This window comes from Streptomyces sp. JN8, from assembly GCF_055808075.1.
Genome location: NZ_CM147852.1, coordinates 6385803 through 6407977 on the forward strand (window position 1 = coordinate 6385803; position 22175 = coordinate 6407977).

Consider the following 22175-nt stretch of genomic DNA (forward strand, 5'->3'; position numbering starts at 1 on the left):
GGTTCGTCCACGCAGGCGACAACTCGTCCAGTCATGGAGGCACTTGCCCGACCACCTGCCGACTGTGTCCTGCGTCACCCCGGCCGCTCAGCCGGCCGGGACGATGTTCTGGTTGAAGCGGAACACGTTCTCCGGGTCGTAGACGGCCTTCACGGCGGCCAGCCGGCGGTAGTTCTCCTCGCCGAAGGAGGAGACCACCCGGTGCTCACCCTCGGCGCCGACGAAGTTCAGGTAGACGGAGTCGATCGCCCAGGGCCGCGCGTCGGCCCGGACGTCCCGCACCCACTGGATCTCCGCCTCGTCCATCGCCGGGTCCTCCCAGGTCGCGAACGGGTGCACGGCCCAGGGCGCGAGGCGCCAGGGCTGCGGGTAGGAGTCCGCCCCGGCCGCCACCGCGCCGCCCTGCATGAACAGCACGTGCTGGGTCGCCGCGGGCAGCGGGATCCCCGCGCCCCGGTCGCAGAACACGTCCACGGCCTCGTCCGGGAGGGAGGTGAGGTACTCGGCCGACCAGTAGTTCCGCAGCCCCGGCGGGTCGTCGAGCATGGACTGCAGCTCCGCGTACGGCAGGTCCGTCACGATCTCGATCACGGGCCTGAGGCCGAACAGCGCGGACGCCAGCTCCCGTACCTCCTCGACCGGGCCCGCGTACGTCAGCAGGGTCCCGCACAGCAGCCGGCCGACCAGCTCCGGCGGCACGAACGGCTCCGGCGGCGCGGGCAGGTAGATCGTCCCGCCGCCCACCTCGTCCGGGGCGCTCTCCGCGATGTCCCGGAAGGCGCGCACGACCTCCGGCGCGTCGTCCGGCAGGAAGAACAGCATCACGACGCTCATCCGGGGCAGCTCGTGCAGCCGCAGCGTCAGCGAGGTCGCCACCCCGAAGTTCCCGCCGCCGCCGTGCAGCGCCCAGAACAGGTCCGGGTGCTCCTCGGCGTCCGTGTGGACGTGCCGGCCCTCGGCCGTGATCAGGTCGACGGCCAGCAGGTTGTCGCTGGCCAGCCCGAACTTCCGCTCCAGCCAGCCGGATCCGCCGCCCAGCGTGAAGCCGCCGATCCCGGTGGTGGACACCCGCCCGCCGGTGGTCGCCAGGTGGAAGGGCTGGCAGGCGTGGTCCATCTGCCCCATCGTCGTCCCGCCGCCGACGCGGACGGTCATGTCCTCGGGATCCACCACGACCGTGTGCATCCGCCGCAGGTCGACCACGAGCGAGCCGTCGATCACCGACGTGCCGGCGACGCTGTGGCCGCCGCCGCGGACCGCGATCGGGAGCTCGCACGAGCGGCCGAAGAGGACGGCGTTCGACACGTCCGCCTGGCTCTCGCACTGGGCGATCACCGAGGGCCGGTGGTCGATCATGCCGTTGTGGAGGGCGCGCGCCTCGTCGTAGCCCGGGTCACCGGGGACGATCACCTCGCCCGCCAGGTCCTCGACGAGGCCGGACAGCGCGCTCTCGGAGATGTGGGGGCCCATGGGAACCCCCCTTTCGTACGGGGGGACCGGACCCTTTCATCGTAGGTCCGGGGCCCCTCCCGCGCGTGCCGGAGGGAGCCCCTCCGGCACGCCCGGTCCGCGGGCGGGCGTGCGGCTCAGCCGCCGTAGGCCCCGCTCGCGGTCAGCCGCAGCGCGGTGTCGATCAGCGGGACGTGGCTGAAGGCCTGCGGGAAGTTGCCGACCTGCCGCTGGAGGCGCGGGTCCCACTCCTCGGCGAGCAGTCCCAGGTCGTTCCGGAGGGCCAGCAGCCGCTCGAAGAGCGAGCGGGCCTCGTCCACCCGGCCGATCATCGCCAGGTCGTCGGCCAGCCAGAACGAGCAGGCGAGGAACGCGCCCTCGTCGCCCTCCAGGCCGTCGACGCCCGCCTCCTCGCCGGAGGTGGGGTAGCGGAGGACGAAGCCGTCCTCCGTGGACAGCTCGCGCTGGATCGCCTCGATCGTGCCGATGACCCGCTTGTCGTCCGGCGGCAGGAAGCCCATCTGCGGGATCAGCAGCAGCGAGGCGTCCAGCTCCTTGGAGCCGTACGACTGCGTGAAGGTGTTCCGCTCCGGGTCGTAGCCCTTCTCGCAGACGTCCCGGTGGATGTCGTCGCGCAGGGCGTGCCAGCGCTCCAGCGGGCCGTCGGCGTCCCCGGACTCGATGAGCTTGATCGTGCGGTCCACGGCCACCCAGGCCATCACCTTGGAGTGGACGAAGTGCCGGCGCGGGCCGCGGACCTCCCAGATGCCCTCGTCGGGCTGGTCCCAGTGCTTCTCCAGGTAGTTGATCAGCTTGATCTGGAGCAACGAGGCGTAGTCGTTGCGGGACAGGCCCGTCATGTGGGCGAGGTGGAGGGCCTCGGTGACCTCGCCGTAGACGTCCAGCTGGAGCTGGTTGGCGGCGCCGTTGCCGACCCGGACCGGGCCGGAGTTCTCGTACCCGGGGAGCCAGTCGAGCTCCGCCTCGCCGAGCTCCCGCTCACCGGCGATCCCGTACATGATCTGCAGGTTCTCCGGGTCGCCGGCGACCGCGCGGAGCAGCCAGTCCCGCCAGGCGCGGGCCTCCTCGCGGTAGCCGGTGCGCAGCATGGAGGAGAGGGTGATGGCCGCGTCGCGCAGCCAGGTGTAGCGGTAGTCCCAGTTGCGGACGCCGCCGATCTCCTCGGGCAGCGAGGTGGTCGGCGCGGCCACGATCCCGCCGGTCGGCGCGTACGTCAGCGCCTTCAGGGTGATCAGGGAGCGGATCACGGCCTCCCGGTAGGGGCCGTGGTACGTGCAGTGGTCCACCCACTCGCGCCAGAAGTCGGCGGTCGCCTCCAGGGAGCCCTCGGGGTCCGGCAGGGCCGGCGGCTCCTTGTGGGAGGGCTGCCAGGACAGCGTGAACGTGATCCGGTCGCCCGGGTTCACGGTGAAGTCGGAGTACGTCGTGAGGTCCTTGCCGTGCGTCTCGGCGTCGGTGTCCAGCCACACCGAGTCGGGCCCGGCGACGGCCACCGTGCGCTCCCCGACCTTGTGGACCCACGGCACGATCCGCCCGTAGCTGAAGCGCATGCGCAGCGAGGAGCGCATCCGGACCCGGCCGGAGACGCCCTCGACGATGCGGATCAGCTGCGGTGCCCCGTCGCGCGGCGGCATGAAGTCGGTCACCCGGACCGTTCCGCGCGGGGTGTCCCACTCGGACTCCAGGATCAGCGAGTCGCCGCGGTAGCGGCGCCGGTCGGCGGGGGCCGGCTCGGCGTCGGCGGGCCCTGCCGGGCCCACCCGCCAGAAGCCGTGCTCCTCGGTCCCCAACAGCCCGGCGAAGATCGCATGGGAGTCGAATCGGGGGAGACACAGCCAGTCGACGCTGCCGTCCCGGCAGACCAGGGCAGCGGTCTGCATGTCTCCGATGAGTGCGTAATCCTCGATGCGCCCGGCCACGTGCTTCACTCCAGTCGAACGGCCACGTTCGCCCCGCGGGGCGCTTGCTCAGATGCGCCGGCTGGTTGTCAGCCGGATCTGCGTGTGTCAGCGGTCAAGGGATCTTCGACGAGCTCTTGGTCCGGATGACGGGCGGGGTGGTGCCGCTGGCCGGCCGGCTCGGCGGGCTGTGTCCGAGCAGGATACGTCGCACTCTATGGACCCGGTGATCACGTCGGTAACGACGTTGCTCCGATCAGGTGAACGAGTCCGGTTCACCTGGTGAAGGTCCGCCGTCCGTGACAGGCGGGACCTGGGGGAGCGCCGGCCGGCGGACCCGGCGGCCGTGCGGTGCGTCGCAGGTGAGAGACGTGGCGACTCCTCCCTTCCGGCTCGGCGGGAGGTCCTTCCCCCCACCCGGTGAGGGTGTTTCCCCCACCCTCCGGGAGACTCCGCATGCCCTCGCGTCGCGGTCCGTGAACACCCGACTCCCGCGTGTGGCCGGAAGCGGTCTCCCGATGTCGCTGATACCCTGGTACCCCGTGGACCGGTGGGAAACGGCGACAGCCGAGGACCCCGAAACCGCAGCGACGGCACCCCCCGATTCTTCCGGAGGGGACGCCGGTACGCACCTCCAGAACGCGACCACGGGAGCCCCCTCTTGGCGATGCCGCCCAAAACCACGACGACCAAGCACATCTTCGTCACCGGGGGTGTCGCCTCCAGCCTCGGCAAGGGCCTGACCGCCTCCAGCCTGGGTGCGCTCCTCAAGGCCCGGGGCCTGCGGGTCACGATGCAGAAGCTCGACCCGTACCTGAACGTCGACCCGGGCACGATGAACCCGTTCCAGCACGGCGAGGTCTTCGTCACCAACGACGGGGCGGAGACCGACCTGGACATCGGCCACTACGAGCGCTTCCTCGACGTGGACCTCGACGGTTCGGCCAACGTCACCACCGGCCAGGTGTACTCCCAGGTCATCGCCAAGGAGCGGCGCGGCGAGTACCTCGGTGACACCGTGCAGGTCATCCCGCACATCACCAACGAGATCAAGTCCCGGATCCGCCGCATGGCGACCGACGACGTCGACGTGGTCATCACCGAGGTCGGCGGCACGGTCGGCGACATCGAGTCGCTGCCGTTCCTGGAGACCGTCCGCCAGGTCCGCCACGAGGTCGGCCGCGACAACGTCTTCGTCGTGCACATCTCGCTGCTGCCCTACATCGGCCCCTCCGGCGAGCTGAAGACCAAGCCGACCCAGCACTCGGTCGCCGCGCTCCGCAACATCGGCATCCAGCCCGACGCGATCGTGCTGCGCGCCGACCGCGAGGTCCCGACCTCCATCAAGCGCAAGATCTCGCTGATGTGCGACGTCGACGAGGCCGCGGTCGTCGCCGCGATCGACGCCAAGTCGATCTACGACATCCCCAAGGTGCTCCACACCGAGGGCCTGGACGCCTACGTCGTCCGCAAGCTCGACCTGCCGTTCCGCGACGTGGACTGGTCGACCTGGGACGACCTGCTCGACCGCGTCCACAACCCCGACCACGAGGTCACCGTCGCGCTCGTCGGCAAGTACATCGACCTGCCCGACGCGTACCTCTCGGTCACCGAGGCCATGCGGGCCGGCGGCTTCGCGAACAAGGCCCGCGTCAAGGTCAAGTGGGTCACCTCCGACGACTGCAAGACCCCGGCCGACGCGAAGAAGCAGCTCGGCGACGTCGACGCGATCCTCATCCCCGGCGGCTTCGGCGACCGCGGTGTGAGCGGCAAGGTCGGCGCGATCCAGTACGCCCGCGAGAACAAGGTGCCGCTCCTCGGCATCTGCCTCGGCCTGCAGTGCATCGTCATCGAGGCGGCCCGGAACCTGGCCGACATCCCCGAGGCCAACTCCACCGAGTTCGACCCGGCCACCGCGCACCCCGTCGTCTCGACGATGGAGGAGCAGCTCGCGTTCGTCGAGGGCGCCGGCGACCTGGGCGGCACGATGCGTCTGGGCCTGTACCCGGCGAAGCTCGCCGAGGGCTCGATCGTCCGCGAGGTCTACGACGACCAGCCGTACGTCGACGAGCGGCACCGTCACCGCTACGAGGTCAACAACGCCTACCGCGCGGAGCTGGAGAAGAAGGCAGGCCTGGTCTTCTCCGGCACCTCCCCGGACAACAAGCTCGTCGAGTACGTCGAGTACCCGCGCGAGATCCACCCCTACCTGGTCGCCACCCAGGCGCACCCGGAGCTGCGGTCGCGTCCGACGCGCCCGCACCCGCTCTTCGCCGGTCTGGTGAAGGCGGCCGTGGAGCGCAAGACGGGCAAGCCGGCGCAGTAGTCGTCGCGCGTTAACGTTGCCGGGGTGCGGGTCCTGACGGATCCGTACCCCGGTTTTCGTGGTTCTCGTGTTTTTCGCGTGCGGTTCGTGGGAGGACGCAGATGGAGTTGCAGGACACCCCGGAGGAGTGGCGGGTCGTCGCGACGACGACCCCGTTCCAGGGAAACAAGACGAGTGTCCGCACGGACGACGTGGTCATGCCGGACGGGACGGTCGCGCGCCGCGACTACCAGGTGCACCCCGGCTCGGTGGCCGTCCTGGCGCTCGACGACCAGGACCGGGTCCTGCTGCTCAAGCAGTACCGGCACCCGGTGCGGCAGAAGCTCTGGGAGATCCCGGCGGGGCTCCTCGACGTGCCCGGCGAGAACCCGCTGCACGCGGCGCAGCGGGAGCTGTACGAGGAGGCGCACGTCAAGGCCGAGGACTGGCGGGTCCTGACCGACGTCTACACGACGCCGGGCGGCTGCGACGAGGCCGTACGGATCTTCCTCGCGCGCGGGCTCTCCGAGGCGGAGGGGGAGCGGTACGCGGTCTCCGAGGAGGAGGCGGACATGGAGCTGGCGCGGGTGCCGCTGGACGAGCTGGTGCGGGGGGTGCTGGCGGGGGAGCTGCACAACAACTGCCTGGTGGTGGGCGTGCTGTCGCTGGCCGCGGCGCGGGCGTCGAGCGGCGGCGTGGCGGCGCTCCGGGCGGCGGACGCCGGGTGGCCGGCGCGACCGTTCGTGGCGTAGGGGCCGGGAGGGGGGCCTGTCCGGGCGGGGGCCCGGGCCGGCGCCGGGTCTTGACCGGCCGAGCCAGCCCCCCCGCCGTCGGCGGCAGCGGGCGCGGTCCGTCGTGGCGGGGGCGTGGGCTTCGGAGTCGGGCAAGGGGTTGGTGTGAAGATCCGCTGATCCGATCGGGGGACGTGTTGGTCGTGCTCCGCCAGGTCCCGCACGCGCCCTGAACTACGCTCGGGATCGCCCGTGCGGAGCCCCCCGCGGGATCGGCTCGTGCGCAGGTGGACGGGAGCGTGGCCCGTGACGGATCAGGCGGTGGCGGCGGCCGGCAGCCGGCAGTTCTTCGGCCGGCAGCGGGAGCTGAAGGCCCTGCGCGCCGACATCGAGCGGACCGGCCTCGACACCCTCACCGGCCGCAAGGCCCCCCGCGCCCGCGTGCTCCTCGTCGCCGGCAAGCCCGGCTCCGGACGGACCGCGCTCGCCGAGGAGCTCGCCGCCGGACTCGCCGACCGGTACCCCGACGGGATCTTCCGCGCACGGCTCACCGAGCCGGGCGGCGACCCCGTCCCCACCGCCCGCGTCGCCCAGGAGCTCCTCGCCGTCCTCGGCGTCGCCGAGCCCCCGGGCGCCGCCGAGGACGAGCTGACCGAGCTGGTCCGCACGGCGCTCGGCGAGCGCCGTGCCGTGCTGGTCCTCGACGACGCCGTCGACGCCGAGCAGGCGGACCCGCTGATCCCCGACAACCCCGACTCCCTGGTGATCGGCGTCGCCCGAGGGCCGCTCACCGGCATCCCGGACGTGCGCCCCTGCACCCTCGGCGGCCTCGACCCCAAGTCGGCCATCGAACTGCTCACCGCCTTCACCGGCTCCGTACGCGTCACGGTCGATCCGCAGGCCGCCGAGAGCCTCGTCGAGGAGTGCGGCGGGCTGCCCTCGGCGGTCGTGCTCGCCGGGGGCTGGCTCTCCTCCCGCCCCAAAGCCTCCGTCGCCGACCTCGCCAAGCGGCTCCGCGCCCTCTCCGGCGACCCGCTCACCCGCGCCTTCCTGCTCGCGCACGAGGGGCTGCCCGCGACCGCCGCCCGGATACTGCGATTCCTCTGCCTGGCCCCGCTCGGCCGGGCCGACGCCCACACGGCCTCCGCGCTGGCCGGCTGCTCCGTCTCGGCCGCGGCGACCACCCTCGCTGACTTCGCCGCCCTGGGGCTCCTCGAAGGCGGCGAGGACGGGCAGTACCAGGTCCCCGGCCACCTCGTCCCCCTCCTTCGCGCCCAGCTGGAGGAGCGCGACCGGCCCGCCGAGGTGCAGCTCGCCCGGGCCCGGATGCTGGAGCGGACCGTACGGCTCCTCCAGTCCTGCCGTGCGGTCACCGAACCCGAGGGCTCGCCGGCCCGCCGGAAGCTGGCCGGCCTGCCGCGCGCCCTGCGCTTCCCCCACACCGCCGCCGCGGCGCAGTGGCTGGACTCCCGGCAGGCCTTCCTGCTGGCCGCCGCCCGGCTCGCCGTCGCCGACGGGGAGCTCGACACGCTCGCCCGCCGCCTGGTCGCCTCGCTGGTCCGGGCGCTGGCCGCGCACCGGGGCGCCGAGGCGGCCGCACCCCAGCTGTACGGGCTCCACCGGCTGGTCCTCGACGTGGCCGAGCGGCGCGGGCTGCACCGGGAGCGGGCCGCGGCCCTGCTGAACCTGGCCGACCTCGACGCCCGCACCGGTCGGACGAAGGAGGCCCTGCTGCGATATCGGTCGGCTTTGGATGCCGGACGCGCAGCAAATGACCCGTACGCGACGGGTCGGGCAATGGAATCCGTAGGTGGCTCGTATCAGGAGCTGGGGGACTGGCAGCGGGCCGGCGACTGGTACGGACGGGCGCTCGCACAGCGTCTCGCCCGGGACGAGCGGGCCGACCAGGCCAGGCTGTACGGCCGCCTCGGCGCCGTGCACACCTACGCGGGCCGGTACGGCGAGGCCCTGCGGAACTGGCGGGCCGCCGCCGCGGGCCACCGGAGGCTCGACGATCTGCCGGGCTACGCGCGGGCGTTGAGCGAGGCGGCCCGGGTCCAGGAGTACGCGGGGCGCCCCGAGGAATCGCTCCGGACCTGCGAGGACGCCGTCGAGTGGGCCCGGCGTGCCCAGGACACCCGGCTCCAGGCCGCGCTCCAGCTCCGGCTCGCCGACACCCTCGACCGGCTCGGCGACCCCGCGGCCGCCCGGCTGCACCGTGCCGCAGCGGAGAGACTGCTGGAAACGGAACGATCAGCCTACGAAATCCGCAGTGGGTCCATCGAAGATTAGTACTTTGAAAGGCTAGACAGCGGGAACTCCTTCATTAGACTGGGTGCGCCGCGTTCGAACGTGGTCTGCCCCGGTGCGCCGCAGTGCATCCGGGTATGTATCGCAGTGCCCCATGTATCCCCCCTGATTCAAGGACCGTGATCGACGATGAAGGTCGGCATCCCCCGCGAGGTCAAGAACAACGAGTTCCGCGTGGCCATCACCCCTGCGGGTGTCCACGAGCTCGTCCGCCACGGCCACCAGGTCTTCATCGAGCAGAACGCCGGTGTCGGCTCCTCGATCACGGACGAGGAGTACGTCGCCGCCGGCGCCGAGATCCTCCCCACCGCCGACGAGGTCTGGGCCATCGCCGACCTGCTGCTCAAGGTCAAGGAGCCCATCGCGGAGGAGTACCACCGCCTCCGCAAGGACCAGACGCTCTTCACCTACCTGCACCTCGCCGCCTCCAAGGAGTGCACCGACGCGCTCCTGGCGTCCGGCACCACCGCCATCGCGTACGAGACCGTCGAGACCGCCAACCGCGCGCTCCCGCTGCTCGCCCCGATGTCCGAGGTCGCGGGCCGCCTGGCCCCGCAGGTCGGCGCCTACCACCTGATGCGCTCGGTCGGCGGCCGCGGCGTGCTCCCCGGCGGCGTCCCCGGCACCCACGCGGGCGAGGCGGTCGTCATCGGCGGCGGCGTCTCCGGCTGGAACGCGACCCAGATCGCCGTCGGCATGGGCTTCCACGTGACCCTGCTCGACCGCGACATCAACAAGCTCCGCGAGGCCGACAAGATCTTCGGCACCAAGGTGAAGACCGTCGTCTCCAACGCCTACGAGCTGGAGAAGGCCGTCATCGAGGCCGACCTCGTCATCGGCGCCGTCCTCATCCCGGGCGCCAAGGCCCCGAAGCTGGTCACCAACGAGCTCGTCGCCAAGATGAAGCCCGGAAGTGTCCTTGTCGACATTGCGATCGACCAGGGTGGCTGCTTCGAGGACTCCCACGCGACCACCCACGCCGAGCCGACCTTCCAGGTCCACAACTCGGTCTTCTACTGCGTCGCCAACATGCCGGGCGCGGTCCCGAACACCTCCACCTACGCCCTCACCAACGCCACGCTGCCCTACATCGTGTCGCTGGCGAACAACGGCTGGGTCGGGGCGCTGCGCCGCGACGCCGCCCTCGGTCTGGGTCTCAACACCCATGACGGCAAGGTGGTTTACAAGGAGGTCGCCGAGGCGCACGGGCTCGAGCACGTCGAGCTGAGCACCCTCCTGGCCTGACCCCCGCGGCACCGCCGTCAACGCGTGCCGTCAATGCCGCACCCCCGGCCGGACCTTGTTCGACAAGGTCCGGCCGGACGCGTCTCGGCACCCGGAGGAACGTTCGGCCAACTCGCCTCGAACGTAACCCTTTAACCGTTTCGCGCACCCCCGAAACGTGCGGATGCATGCCTGCGCACCCTTGACAGAGAGGTGTTCGGTTGCCGACACATCGGGCCGGGTCCGGCGGATTGTGTTGCTGCGGAGCGGTGACACGCCATAGAGTCGCCAACCGTCGGCATGGTGCCACGCTGACCTATCGATAAATGTTCCTGGTGACATCCAAGGAGGTAAGACGACTTGTGAATGAGTCGACAATTACTCCCGGGAGCGGTGCGCCAGGTGCTCCGATCGGCTCCGTCGCGGTGCGGACCTTCGCGACGCACCAGCCCATGACGACAGCCCACACGATGAAGACGATGGACGGCCTACACGTGAACGCCACGGCCGGCAACGAGATGGGCCGAGAGTCCACCCACTTCGCCGCCTTTGACGAGGTGCCCGAGGGGCACTTCTACGACCCCGACGCCGAGTACGAGCCCGACCCCGAGTACGCGGCCACCCTCGCGCCCGACGCCGCCCGGCAGCGCCGCGAGCGGATCGGCCCGACGGGACGGCCCCTGCCGTACTTCCCGATCCCCGGTCCGCTGACGGACCACGGGCCCGCGAAGATCATCGCGATGTGCAACCAGAAGGGCGGCGTCGGCAAGACCACGTCGACCATCAACCTGGGTGCCGCGCTCGCGGAGTACGGACGGCGGGTCCTGCTCGTCGACTTCGACCCGCAGGGAGCCCTGTCGGTCGGCCTCGGCGTGAACCCGATGGAGCTCGACCTCACCGTCTACAACCTGCTCATGGAGCGGGGCATGTCGGCGGACGAGGTCCTCCTCAAGACCGCCGTGCCCAACATGGACCTGCTGCCGAGCAACATCGACCTCTCGGCCGCCGAAGTCCAGCTCGTCAGCGAGGTCGCGCGCGAGTCGACGCTCCAGCGCGCCCTGAAGCCGCTGATGAACGACTACGACTACATCGTGATCGACTGTCAGCCCTCGCTCGGCCTGCTGACCGTGAACGCCCTGACGGCGGCTCACAAGGTCATCGTGCCGCTGGAATGCGAGTTCTTCGCGCTCCGCGGAGTGGCGCTGCTGACCGAGACCATCGAGAAGGTCCAGGAGCGGCTCAACCCCGAGCTGGAGCTCGACGGCATCCTCGCCACGATGTACGACTCCCGCACCGTGCACAGCCGCGAGGTCCTCGCGCGGGTCGTCGAGGCCTTCGACGACCACGTGTACCACACGGTCATCGGGCGGACGGTGCGCTTCCCGGAGACCACGGTCGCCGGCGAGCCCATCACCACGTACGCCTCCAACTCCGTGGGCGCCGCCGCCTACCGCCAGCTCGCCAGGGAGGTGCTCGCCCGGTGTCACGCCGAGTGAGTCTGCCCGGCGCCGACGAACTCTTCCGTACGACCGGGGGGACGGCGCTCCAGGCGTCCGCACCCCGCCGGGCCGTCCCGGCACCCGCGGGCGAGAGCGACACGACGGCGGCCGAGGGCTCCGCGGAGCACACCGCCGCGGACTCCGAGGCGTCGGAGCCGAGGGCCCGGACGGCGGAGCCCGAGGGCGCCGCCGCCCCGAAGCCCGCGACGTCCCCCGCCGCGGCGCCCGCCCCGGCGGCGGCCCGGCGGCGCGGCGGCCGTACCCCGAACCGGCGGCCCAGCGGCCGTGAGCGCCACGACGAGAAGATCACGGTCTACGTCTCCGCCGAGGAGCTGATGGACCTGGAGCACGCCCGGCTGGTGCTCCGCGGTGAGCACGGCCTCGCCGTCGACCGGGGCAGGATCGTCCGGGAGGCCGTCGCGGTCGTCCTGGCGGACCTGGAGTCCCGCGGCGACGCGAGCATCCTCGTGCGCCGCCTGCGCGGCCGCTGACGGTAGCCTGCGGGCTGCCGCGCTCCCCGCTCCCCTGGACCTCCATGCACCACGCCCCTGACGAAACGTCCCGCCCCCCACGCCGCCGCGCCCTGGGGCGGGGCCCGGGCGACCCGCCGGCCGCGCCGGAGGAGGCACCGGAGGATTCCGCCGCCGCCCCGCGCGGGGAGGACGGCACCGAGGGGCCGGCGACGGCACCGGCCCCGATGCCGGCACCGCCCACGGCGACGGCACCGCCTCGGGCGACGGCACCGCCTCGGGCGACGGCACCGCCTGTGGTGACGGCAGCGCCTCAGGCGGATGCACGGCCTTCTGCGACCGGGCCCGAGCAGGCGACGGCACGCCCTCCGGCGGCGGCACCGCCTCCGGCGACCGGAGCCGCGGCGGGGGCTCCCGCGCCCACGGCCGAGCCGGTGCCTCGCCTTGAGCCCGGGCCTGAGCACGCGCCCCAGGGGGAGCCCGGGGCCGGGCCCGCGCCCGCGCCTCCGCCGGATCCCCGGCCCGAGACCCCAGCCGACAGCGGCGACGGCCGGTTCACCGTGCGGCTCGCGAACTTCGAGGGGCCCTTCGACCTCCTGCTGCAGTTGATCACCAAGCACAAGCTCGACGTCACCGAGGTCGCCCTCTCGCAGGTCACCGACGAGTTCATGGCCCATCTCCGGGCCCTCGGGCCCGACGGCGACCTCGACCAGACCACCGAGTTCCTCGTCGTCGCCGCCACCCTGCTCGATCTCAAGGCCGCCCGGCTGCTGCCCGCCGCCGAGGTCGAGGACGAGGCCGACCTCGCGCTCCTGGAGGCCCGCGACCTGCTCTTCGCCCGGCTCCTCCAGTACCGCGCGTACAAGCGCATCGCGGCGATCTTCGAGGAGCGGTGGGAGGCCGAGGGGCGACGCCGTCCCCGTACCGTCGGACTCGAACCGCACCACGCCGAGCTGCTCCCCGAGGTGGTCATCTCCATCGGCGCCGAGGGCTTCGCCCGGCTGGCCGTGAAGGCCATGCAGCCCAAGGCCGAGCCGCAGGTGTACGTCGACCACATCCACGCCCCGCTCGTCAGCGTCCGCGAGCAGGCCGCCGTCGTCGTCGCGCTGCTGCGGGAGCGCGGGACGGCGCTCTTTCGGGAGCTCGTCGAGGACGCGGGCGACGACACCCTCACCGTCGTCGCCCGCTTCCTCGCCCTCCTGGAGCTCTACCGGGAGAAGGCCGTCGCCCTCGACCAGGAGACCGCCCTGGGCGACCTCACGGTCTCCTGGACCGGCGGGGAGGCGGATCCCGCGGGGGCCGTGACAGACGAGTTCGACCAGGAGACCGCCGTATGAGCGACGTGAAGCCCGCCCTCAAGCCCGCGCTCGAAGCGGTCCTGATGGTCGTCGACGAGCCCGCGACCGAGGCGCACCTCGCCAGGGTCCTGGAGCGCACCCCCCGCGAGGTGGCCGACGCCCTGCGCGAGCTGGCCGACGAGTACACCGTCCAGGGCCGCGGCTTCGAGCTGCGGCAGGTCGCCGGCGGCTGGCGCTACTACACCCGCGCCGACCAGGCCGCGGCCGTCGAGGCCTTCGTCCTGGAGGGGCAGCAGGCCCGTCTCACCCAGGCGGCCCTGGAGACCCTCGCGGTCGTCGCGTACCGCCAGCCCGTCAGCCGTTCCCGGGTCTCGGCGGTGCGCGGAGTGAACTGCGACGGCGTCATGAGGACCCTGCTCCAGCGGGGCCTGGTGGAGGAGGCGGGCGCGGAACCCGAAACAGGTGCGATCCTGTACAGGACGACGAACTACTTCCTGGAGCGGATGGGCCTGCGCGGCCTGGACGAGCTCCCCGAGCTCGCGCCCTTCCTCCCCGAGGCCGAGGCGGTCGAGCCGGACTCACTGGAAGGGGTCCCGTCGTTCGATCCGGATGCCCCGGATCGTGAGGACGACGACGACAAGACGGAAGTTTGATGCGAAGCAGCAGCGGCAGGAACAGCAGCGGAAACAACGGCGGGAGCCGTGGTGGCAACAGCGGCGGCCGCGGCGGCAGCAGCGGTGGCGGCCGTGGCAACAGCGGCGGCGGTGGCGGCTACCGGGGCTCCGGTGGCGGCTCCGGCAGCGGCGGCGGCGGTTACCGGGGCGGTAGCGGCAGCGGCGGTGGCGGCGGCTACCGCGGCGGCAGCGGCTCCGGCGGCGGGTACCAGGGCGGCGGCCGTGACGGCCAGAAGAGCCAGAGCAACCCGCGCCGGCCTCGCCCCGAGGAGCGCACCTACGACGTGAGCCCCCCCGAGGCCCCGAAGAAGGGCCGCGGCTCCGCGGCCCGCGGCGGCGCCAAGGGCGGCCCCAAGGCCCCGCAGGGCGGCACCCCGCCGCGTCGCGGCCCGCACGGCCAGCGCCAGACCCCGGCCCGCTCGCGCGAGCTCGACGCCAAGATCGAGCAGCGCAACCGGGAGCGGTACGAGAACCGGCCCGAGATCAGGACCCCGAAGACCTTCCCCGGCGCCGAGCAGGAGGGCGAGCGGCTGCAGAAGGTCCTCGCCCGCGCCGGCATGGGCTCGCGGCGCGCCTGCGAGGAGCTCATCGAGCAGGCCCGCGTCGAGGTCAACGGCGAGATCGTCCTGGAGCAGGGCAAGCGCGTCGACCCGGAGCGGGACGAGATCAAGGTGGACGGCCTGACCGTCGCCACCCAGTCGTACCTGTTCTTCGCGCTGAACAAGCCGGCCGGTGTGGTCTCCACGATGGAGGACCCGGACGGCCGCCAGTGCCTCGGCGACTACGTCACCAACCGCGAGACGCGGCTCTTCCACGTCGGCCGGCTCGACACGGAGACCGAGGGCATCATCCTGCTCACCAACCACGGTGAGCTGGCCCACCGCCTCACGCACCCGAAGTACGGCGTGAAGAAGACCTACCTGGCCGCCATCACCGGCCCGCTGCCCCGCGAGGTCGGCCGGCGGCTCAAGGACGGCATCCAGCTGGAGGACGGCTACGCCCGCGCCGACCACTTCCGCGTGGTCGAGCAGACCGGCAAGAACTACCTGGTCGAGGTCACGCTGCACGAGGGCCGCAAGCACATCGTGCGCCGCATGCTCGCCGAGGCGGGCTTCCCGGTCGAGAAGCTGGTCCGCACGGCCTTCGGCCCGATCGGCCTGGGCGACCAGAAGTCGGGCTGGCTGCGCCGCCTCACCAACACGGAGGTCGGCATGCTGATGAAGGAAGTCGGCATGTAAGGCCCCGCGCCGCCGTACGAGAGAGCCCGCGACCGCCCGTCGGTCGCGGGCTCTTCCGCGTCCGGGTCCCGGAACGACGGGGCTTGTGGCCGAAGGCCGTCGCCCTTTATAGTCAACCTGACTCTAAAGGAGGCGGGCGTGAGCCTCGCAAGCATTCTCGAACCCCTGCAGCAGCCGCTCTTCACGATCCTGGACACCCCGGTCAGCTGGACCGAGGTCCTGGGCTTCGGCAGCGGTGCGCTCTGCGTCTGGCTCGTCGCCCGCCAGCACCTCGCGAACTGGCCCATCGGCATCGCCAACAACCTGTTCTTCGTCCTGCTCTTCACGCAGGCCGGGCTGTACGCCGACGCCGGCCTCCAGATCGTCTTCATCACCCTCGCCGTGTACGGCTGGTGGACCTGGACCCACGGGGGTGGACCAGGCTCCGACGCCCTCCCGGTGCGCCGCACCACGCGCACCGAGTGGACGTGGCTGCTCGCGGCGGGGGTGGTGGGGACCCTCGCGCTCACCCTGCTGCTCGACCGCGCCACCGACTCGACCGTCCCCTTCTGGGACGCCCTGACGACCGCGCTCTCCCTCATGGCGACCTACGGCCAGTGCCGCAAGCGCCTGGAGTCCTGGTGGCTGTGGATCGCCGCCGACCTCGTCTACGTCCCCCTGTACGCGTACAAGGAGCTCTACCTGACCTCCCTGCTGTACGTCGGCTTCATGACGCTCTGCGTCCTCGGCCTGCGCGGCTGGACCAGGGACCTCGCCGCCCGCCCCGCCCGGGGCATGGAGGTGGCGGCGTGACCCGCTACGGACACGGCCTGGTCCTCGGCAAGTTCTATCCGCCGCACGCCGGCCACCACCACCTCGTCGACACGGCCCTCGACCGCTGCGAGTGCCTCACCGTCCTCGTCTGCGCCTCCTCCGTGGAGAGCATCGCCCTGGAGGACCGCGTCGCCTGGATGCGGGAGGTCCATCCCGACGCCCTCGTCGTCGGAGCCGTCGACGACCACCCCGTCGACCTCCAGGACCCCGACGTCTGGGACGCCCACATGGCGGTCTTCCGCGCCGCCGTCCCCGAGCCCGTCGACGCCGTCTTCACCTCGGAGCCGTACGGGGAGGAGCTCGCCCGCCGCTTCGGCGCCGCGTCCGTCTGCGTCGACCCCGGACGCGTCCGCCACCCCGTCTCCGGGACCGCCGTCCGCGCGGACCCCGCCGGCACCTGGGACTTCCTGGAGCCGCCCGTCCGCGCCGCGCTCACCCGCCGCGTCGTCGTCCTCGGCGCCGAGTCCACCGGCACCACCACCATGGCCCTCGCCCTCGCCGACCACTACCGGCGGCGCGGCGGAGTCTGGGCCCGGACCCGCTACGTGCCCGAGTACGGGCGCGAGTACAGCGCACTCAAACTCGCCGAGCTCCGCGCCGAACGCCCCGGCGCCGCCTGGTCCGACGTCGCCTTCCACTCCTCCGACTTCCCCGTCATCGCCCAGCGCCAGGCCGAACTGGAGGAGGAGGCGGCCCGCGACGGCTCACCCGTCCTCTTCTGCGACACCGACGCCTTCGCCACCACCATCTGGCACGAGCGCTACATGGGCACCACCAGCGCCGCCACGGGGGAGATCGCCGCCCGCGGCCGGCAGCACCTCTGGCTGCTCACCGACCACCGGGGCGTCGACTTCGAGGACGACGGACTGCGCGACGGGGAGCACCTGCGGCCCTGGATGACGGCGCGGTTCCTCACCCAGCTCGCCCACAGCGGGCGCCGCACCGCGGTCCTCACCGGCCCGCACGAAGAGAGGCTGGCGGCCGCGGTCGCCGCCGTCGACGGACTGCTCGCCGAGGGCTGGGACCTCGCCGACCCGCTGCCGGAGCGCCGGTGACCGGGGACCGGGCGGCGGGCGCCGGCCCGGCCGGACCGCCCGGGGCCGCGCCCGAGGACTACGACCCGCACGCCTTCGAACCGTTCGCCGTCACCGTCGACCTCGCCGTCCTCACCCTCCGCGAGGAGCGCCTCCACGTCCTGCTCGTCGAACGCGGCCAGGCACCGTACGCCGGCTCCTGGGCGCTCCCCGGCGGCTTCGTCCTGCCCCGCGAGTCCGCCGAGCTGGCCGCCCGCCGCGAACTCGCCGAGGAGACCGGACTCTCCGGAGCCACCGTCGCCGGACTCCACCTCGAACAGCTCCGCACGTACAGCGAACCCGACCGCGACCCGAGGATGCGGGTCGTCTCCGTCGCCTTCGCCGCACTCGTGCCCGACGCCCCCGAACCCCGCGGCGGCGGGGACGCGGCCCAGGCCCGGTGGGTGCCGTACGGGACGCACGGGACGCTCGCCTTCGATCACGACCGCATCCTCGCCGACGCCCACGAACGGGTCGGCGCCAAGCTGGAGTACACCTGCCTCGCGACCGCCTTCTGCCCGCCCGAGTTCACCCTCGGCGAGCTCCGGCAGGTCTACGAGACGGTCTGGGGCGTCGAACTCGACCGCCCCAACTTCCGGCGCAAGGTCCTCGCCACGCCCGGCTTCGTCCGGGCCGTGGAAGGCCCGCCGCGCCTCACCGGCGGACGGGGGAAACCGGCCGCCCTCTACCGGGCGGGTGAGGCCGTCACCCTCCACCCGCCCCTCCTGCGACCGGAAGGACGATCCACATGAACCCGAACCGCACCGCGGTCAAGCAGGCCGCGACGGGCTCCCTGGTCGGGCTGGCGCTCGGGGACGCGCTGGGCTTCCCGACCGAGTTCAACGACGTGCCCGCGATCCTCGCCAAGGTCGGACCCTGGCGGGAGATGCCCCTGCCGGTCCGCGGCGGGACGGCGTACGTCACCGACGACACCCAGATGGCCCTCGCCCTCGCCCGCGGCATCCGCACGGCCATGGACCGGGAGCTGCTGTCCCCGCACGCGCTCGCCGGGCCCGTCCGGGCCGAGTTCGTCGACTGGTACCACTCCCCGGAGAACAACCGAGCCCCCGGCAACACCTGTCTGACGGCCTGCGCGCTCCTCGACGGCGACCGGCCCTGGCAGGACGCCAGCCAGATCCACTCCAAGGGCTGCGGCGCCAACATGCGCGTCACCCCCGTCGGGCTCGTCCCCGGGCTGAGCGAGGAGCAGCGGGCCGGGGCCGCGCAGCTCCAGGCGGCCCTGACCCACGGCCACCCCACCGCCCTCGCCGCCTCCGACCTGACCGCCCGCGCCGTGTACCTCCTCGCCCAGGGCGTCGACCCGGCCGGCCTCGTCGGACAGCTCCGCTCCTACGCGTACGAGAACCGCTCCCGCTACCACCGGGACTGGCTCGGCGACCTCTGGACCCGCTCCCAGGACCCGTCCGCCCGGCACTTCGTCGAGCGCGGCTGGGACGAGTGCCTGGCCGTCCTGGAGCGCCTCGACGCCGTCCAGCGCACGGCCGACCCCCAACTCGACCCCTGCACGTACACCGGGGACGGCTGGATCGCCGAGGAGGCGCTCGCGACCGCGCTGCTCTGCTTCCTCCTCTTCCCCGGCGAACCCCTCACCGCGCTGCGCCGGGCCGCCTGCACCCGGGGCGACTCCGACTCGATCGCGGCCCTCGCCGGTGCCTTCGCCGGGGCCCACCTCGGCTCGGACGCCTGGCCCCAGGAGTGGGAGGAGCGCGTCGAGCACCGGAGCGACCTCCTGACCTTCGGCGCCCTCTGGGACGCTTGACCCATGACGCTCACCCTGGACCTGGATCTCTCGGCCGTCGTCGCCGAACAGCCCGACCCCCTGCTCTTCGCGACCGTCTCCGGCGCGCACCTGTACGGCTTCCCGTCCCGCGACTCGGACGTGGACCTGCGCGGCGCGCACCTGCTGCCGGTGGAGGCGCTGGTCGGGCTGCGCGAGCCCGAGGAGACCCGCAGCCGGATGTGGGACCGGGACGGCGTCGAGATGGACCTGGTCACCCACGACCTGCGGAAGTTCGCCCGGCTGATGCTGCGCCGCAACGGCTACGTCCTGGAGCAGCTCACCTCCCCGCTCGTCGCGCACACCACGGAGACGCACGCGGAGCTGGTCGCGCTGGTGCCCGAGGTCCTCACCTCCCACCACGCCCACCACTACCGGGGGTTCGCCGGCACGCAGTGGCGGCTCTTCGAGCGCAGCGGTGAACTCAAGCCGCTGCTCTACACCTACCGGGCGCTGCTGACCGGCATCCACCTCATGCGGTCGGGCGAGGTGCAGGCGCACCTGCCGACCCTGGCCGGGGAGGTCGCCGAGGCACCCGCCCGGCTGCCCGACCTCGTCGCGGCGAAGGCGGCCGCGGAACACGGGCTCGCGGAGGCGGCGGTCGAGGACGTACGGGCCGAGACCGAGGCCCTGCACGCCGTCCTGGACGAGGCGCAGGCCGCGTCGGCCCTGGTGGAGACGTCGGAACGGGCCCACGCCCTGCTGCACGACCTGGTCGTCCGGGCGAGGACGGCCGCGCCGTAGGGCCGGGCGCCGGGCCAGGCCCTGTCGTCGAACGACGTCCCCTAGGCCCGGAGCTCGGCCGTCGCGGAGGCGCGGCGCGCGCGGATCAGGAAGTCCTGCACGCGCGCGTGGTCCGGCGCCGCCGGGAGCGGGGTCGCGTCGAGGGCGTGGTCGGCCTCCTCCTGGAGGCGGTTCATCCAGGACTCGACCTCGCTCCAGGCCACCTCGCCGCGCTTGACCGCGAGGAGGCGCTCGCGGTCCTCGCCGACGTCGATCCGCAGCTCGCCCGAGCGCAACAGGTCCCGGCAGCTCGTCAGCAGCCGCAGCAGGTGCATGGCGTGCTTCCAGCGCGGGTGGCCGTACTGGCGGACGTCCGCGTCGAGCTTGCGGCGCTGCCCGCCGGCGTAGCGGACGAAGGTCTGGTGGGCCTGCCGGGAGAGGAAGGCCTCGCGGAGCGAGAGCAGTTCGCGGCCGAGGTCGTCGACGTGCTCGACCACGGGGGAGTGGAGGCACTCCAGGACGTTCGGGTTGTTGCGCAGGGCCAGCTCGCAGAAGCGCTCCAGCTCCCAGCTGAACTGCTCCTCGCCGGGTCCCTCCACGTGCGCGGGGGGCTTGTCGAAGTGCCAGAACAGCGGCGTCGGGGCGAGGTACACGCCCCGGACGTCCGTGTCGCTGCCCTCGGTCGCGAGACCGAAGGCGCGCGAGCCCATCACACAGGAGTAGATCGTGTGCTCGCGCACCAGCTCGTCCGGAGTCATGCCGGTCAGGCTACGTCAGGGCCGTGACAGGGCTCTGTCAGGGGGACGGGGCGGGTGGTGCGGGCCCGGAGTGGGGCCTGGACGGGTCATGGGGGGTCCGGTGGCGGGGGCCGGATCCGCGGGGGATGCGGGCCGGCAGGCACCGGTCGGCACGGGGACGCGGGCCGGTCGGCACGGGGACGCGGGCCGGTCGGTACGGGATGCGGGCCGGTCGGTACGGGATGCGGGCCGGTCGGCACGGGGACGCGGGCCGGTCGGTACGGGATGCGGGCCGGTCGGTACGGGGACGCGGGCCGGTCCGTACTCCCGTCGGCCCCGCCCCCGCCCCCGCCCCCGCCGCCCGGCTCGTCCCCTCGCCGTCCGGCCCGCCCCCGGCGGGCGGCGCGGGCCTACGCCAGGGTGATCGAGTCCCCCGAGACGGTGATCCGCTCCGGCGGCAGCGGGCGCGTCGCCGGTCCCGTCACCACCGCGGCGTCCGTGACGCTGAACCGGGAGCCGTGACAGGGGCAGTCGATGGTGCCGTCCGCGACCTTGTTCACCAGGCAGCCCTGGTGGGTGCAGACGGCGGAGAACGCCTTGAATTCACCGGCCGTGGGCTGGGTGACGACCACCTTCTCCGCGGCGAAGACCTTGCCGCCGCCCACCGGGATGTCGGCCGTCGCGGCCAGGCGCTCGCCTGCGGGGGAGGCGCTGGCGCCGGCGGGCGTGCTCGGCGCGGCCGGCGCGCTCGTGCCCGCCGTCCCGTCGGGGGTGGCCGGGGCGTCGGTGGCCGTACCGCCGTCGCCTCCGTCGTCCGAGCCGCAGCCCGCCGTCAGGGCCGCCGCGGCGACCAGGACGGCACGGCGGCTCGTGGCGAGTGAGGTCGGGTGGGTGAGGCGTGAAGTCATACGGCCACCTTGGCGCCGCGGCACCGCGGGGCCCGGCAACACGCCTACGCCCGGGCCGTCAGCTCCCTCGCACGGCCGTCCGCGTCCCGCCGCACCTCCAGCACCGCGGTCACCGCCTCCCGCTCGATCGGCCCGTACACATGGGGGAAGAGCGTCGCCCCCGCACCCTCCCGGCGGACCTCCGCGGCCAGCCGCCCCTCGTCGATCACCAGGACCAGGAGCGGGCCCGGCACGTCCCGGTAGCGGGTGTCGGCGATGACGAGGGCGGCCGCCTCGTCGGGCGAGCAGTGGACGAAGCCCTCGGCGGCGAGGGACGGCGGGGCGTACGGGGCATCGGGGGCGGCGGACCAGTCGGCCAGCGGTACGACGTGCAGCAGCATGCCGACAGTTCTACCGCGCGGGACCACCGGCCCGGCCCCTACCCCGAGTGGCGGAACATACCGGTTCGGGTGACATTGAGGCTGTTCCGAACCGGACGAAAGGCAGGACCATGGCGGGAAACGACCTCGGCAGTCTCCTCGGAAGCCTCCTCGGCGGCGGCGGAAGCGGCGGGCAGAGCGGCGGAGCCGGCGGCAGCATCCTCGGCTCCCTGATCGGCGCACTCGCCGGCGGCCAGGGCGGCGCGCAGGGCGGCGGCGCGGGCGGTGCGTCCAACCCGCTCGGCGGGCTCCTCGACATGCTCACCAAGTCGGGCCTCACCGACCAGACCCGCTCCTGGGTCGGCACCGGCGAGAACCAGTCCGTCAGCGGCGCCCAGATCGCCGAGGCCCTCCCCGACGAGACCCTGCAGAAGGTCGCCCAGGACGCCGGCGTCAGCACCCAGGAGGCCGCCGACGAGATCGCCCGGTCGCTTCCGCAGGCCGTCGACAAGCTGACCCCGACGGGCTCCGTGCCCCAGGGCTCGCTGGAGGACATCATCCGCGAGCAGCGGCTCTGACGGCGTCCCGGCGCCCCGGCGGCCCCGGACACGCCCACGGGCGCCCGCCCTCCGTCTCGGAGGGCGGGC

At 73.0% G+C, this 22175-nt stretch carries 20 protein-coding genes; 15 read left to right on the forward strand and 5 right to left on the reverse strand.

Going from position 1 to position 22175, the window contains the following annotated elements:
* Window positions 1-87: 87 nt before the first annotated feature.
* Window positions 88-1470 carry an FAD-binding oxidoreductase gene (locus ACY0MR_RS28155; protein ID WP_404084574.1) on the reverse strand — a complete coding sequence of 461 codons (1383 nt, stop codon included), beginning with the start codon at window positions 1468-1470 and terminating at the stop codon, window positions 88-90.
* Between the two features lie 116 nt (window positions 1471-1586).
* Window positions 1587-3389 carry a glycoside hydrolase family 15 protein gene (locus ACY0MR_RS28160; RefSeq protein ID WP_148005071.1) on the reverse strand — a complete coding sequence of 601 codons (1803 nt, stop codon included), beginning with the start codon at window positions 3387-3389 and terminating at the stop codon, window positions 1587-1589.
* Between the two features lie 646 nt (window positions 3390-4035).
* Between ACY0MR_RS28160 and ACY0MR_RS28165 the strand changes: the two genes are divergently transcribed.
* From ACY0MR_RS28165 to ACY0MR_RS28230, 14 genes are all read left to right on the forward strand, one after another.
* The gene (locus tag ACY0MR_RS28165; RefSeq protein WP_388804214.1) at window positions 4036-5694 is read left to right on the forward strand and encodes a CTP synthase; all 1659 of its coding nucleotides are present in this window, start codon (window positions 4036-4038) and stop codon (window positions 5692-5694) included.
* 101 nt (window positions 5695-5795) lie between these two features.
* The gene (locus ACY0MR_RS28170) at window positions 5796-6425 is read left to right on the forward strand and encodes an NUDIX hydrolase (RefSeq protein WP_361856043.1); all 630 of its coding nucleotides are present in this window, start codon (window positions 5796-5798) and stop codon (window positions 6423-6425) included.
* A gap of 285 nt (window positions 6426-6710) precedes the next feature.
* Complete coding sequence (locus ACY0MR_RS28175; RefSeq protein ID WP_392865208.1) at window positions 6711-8696, forward strand: tetratricopeptide repeat protein; 1986 nt, start codon at window positions 6711-6713, stop codon at window positions 8694-8696.
* 147 nt (window positions 8697-8843) lie between these two features.
* Window positions 8844-9959, forward strand: a complete 1116-nt coding sequence (gene ald, locus ACY0MR_RS28180) for an alanine dehydrogenase (protein ID WP_361856049.1) — start codon at window positions 8844-8846, stop codon at window positions 9957-9959.
* Between the two features lie 449 nt (window positions 9960-10408).
* Window positions 10409-11434 (forward strand): ParA family protein, encoded by a 1026-nt coding sequence (locus ACY0MR_RS28185; protein ID WP_037637819.1) that lies wholly within the window; start codon window positions 10409-10411, stop codon window positions 11432-11434.
* Window positions 11419-11928, forward strand: coding sequence for a hypothetical protein (locus tag ACY0MR_RS28190; RefSeq protein ID WP_388804221.1), 510 nt, complete (start codon window positions 11419-11421; stop codon window positions 11926-11928). The genes ACY0MR_RS28185 and ACY0MR_RS28190 overlap by 16 nt, the downstream gene beginning before the upstream one ends.
* A gap of 44 nt (window positions 11929-11972) precedes the next feature.
* Complete coding sequence (locus ACY0MR_RS28195; protein ID WP_473556064.1) at window positions 11973-13244, forward strand: segregation and condensation protein A; 1272 nt, start codon at window positions 11973-11975, stop codon at window positions 13242-13244.
* Window positions 13241-13858: an SMC-Scp complex subunit ScpB gene (scpB, locus tag ACY0MR_RS28200; protein WP_361858345.1), complete on the forward strand. Its 618-nt coding sequence runs from the start codon at window positions 13241-13243 to the stop codon at window positions 13856-13858. The genes ACY0MR_RS28195 and scpB overlap by 4 nt, the downstream gene beginning before the upstream one ends.
* Window positions 13858-15117, forward strand: a complete 1260-nt coding sequence (locus tag ACY0MR_RS28205; protein WP_388804227.1) for a pseudouridine synthase — start codon at window positions 13858-13860, stop codon at window positions 15115-15117. Before scpB ends, ACY0MR_RS28205 begins: the two co-directional genes overlap by 1 nt.
* A 138-nt stretch (window positions 15118-15255) precedes the next feature.
* Entirely contained in the window at window positions 15256-15909 is a 654-nt protein-coding gene (gene pnuC, locus ACY0MR_RS28210) for a nicotinamide riboside transporter PnuC (RefSeq protein WP_473556066.1), read from the forward strand.
* Window positions 15906-16985 (forward strand): AAA family ATPase, encoded by a 1080-nt coding sequence (locus ACY0MR_RS28215; protein ID WP_473556069.1) that lies wholly within the window; start codon window positions 15906-15908, stop codon window positions 16983-16985. Before pnuC ends, ACY0MR_RS28215 begins: the two co-directional genes overlap by 4 nt.
* A complete protein-coding gene (locus ACY0MR_RS28220; RefSeq protein WP_388804236.1) occupies window positions 16982-17755 on the forward strand; it encodes an NUDIX hydrolase in 774 nt (257 codons plus the stop codon). The genes ACY0MR_RS28215 and ACY0MR_RS28220 overlap by 4 nt, the downstream gene beginning before the upstream one ends.
* Complete coding sequence (locus ACY0MR_RS28225) at window positions 17752-18783, forward strand: ADP-ribosylglycohydrolase family protein (protein ID WP_473556071.1); 1032 nt, start codon at window positions 17752-17754, stop codon at window positions 18781-18783. The genes ACY0MR_RS28220 and ACY0MR_RS28225 overlap by 4 nt, the downstream gene beginning before the upstream one ends.
* Before the next feature lie 3 nt (window positions 18784-18786).
* A complete protein-coding gene (locus ACY0MR_RS28230) occupies window positions 18787-19545 on the forward strand; it encodes a nucleotidyltransferase domain-containing protein (protein WP_473556074.1) in 759 nt (252 codons plus the stop codon).
* 41 nt (window positions 19546-19586) lie between these two features.
* On the opposite strand, the gene ACY0MR_RS28235 is transcribed toward ACY0MR_RS28230, so the two are convergent.
* From ACY0MR_RS28235 to ACY0MR_RS28245, 3 genes are all read right to left on the reverse strand, one after another.
* Complete coding sequence (locus ACY0MR_RS28235) at window positions 19587-20282, reverse strand: nucleotidyltransferase domain-containing protein (protein WP_388804245.1); 696 nt, start codon at window positions 20280-20282, stop codon at window positions 19587-19589.
* Between the two features lie 389 nt (window positions 20283-20671).
* A complete protein-coding gene (locus tag ACY0MR_RS28240; RefSeq protein WP_473556077.1) occupies window positions 20672-21169 on the reverse strand; it encodes a Rieske (2Fe-2S) protein in 498 nt (165 codons plus the stop codon).
* A 44-nt stretch (window positions 21170-21213) separates the two neighbouring features.
* Complete coding sequence (locus tag ACY0MR_RS28245; RefSeq protein WP_361858370.1) at window positions 21214-21549, reverse strand: DUF952 domain-containing protein; 336 nt, start codon at window positions 21547-21549, stop codon at window positions 21214-21216.
* Window positions 21550-21659: 110 nt separating this feature from the next.
* Here ACY0MR_RS28245 and ACY0MR_RS28250 point away from each other — a divergent pair, with 110 nt between their 5' ends.
* The gene (locus ACY0MR_RS28250; protein WP_473556080.1) at window positions 21660-22106 is read left to right on the forward strand and encodes a YidB family protein; all 447 of its coding nucleotides are present in this window, start codon (window positions 21660-21662) and stop codon (window positions 22104-22106) included.
* Window positions 22107-22175 lie beyond the last annotated feature (69 nt).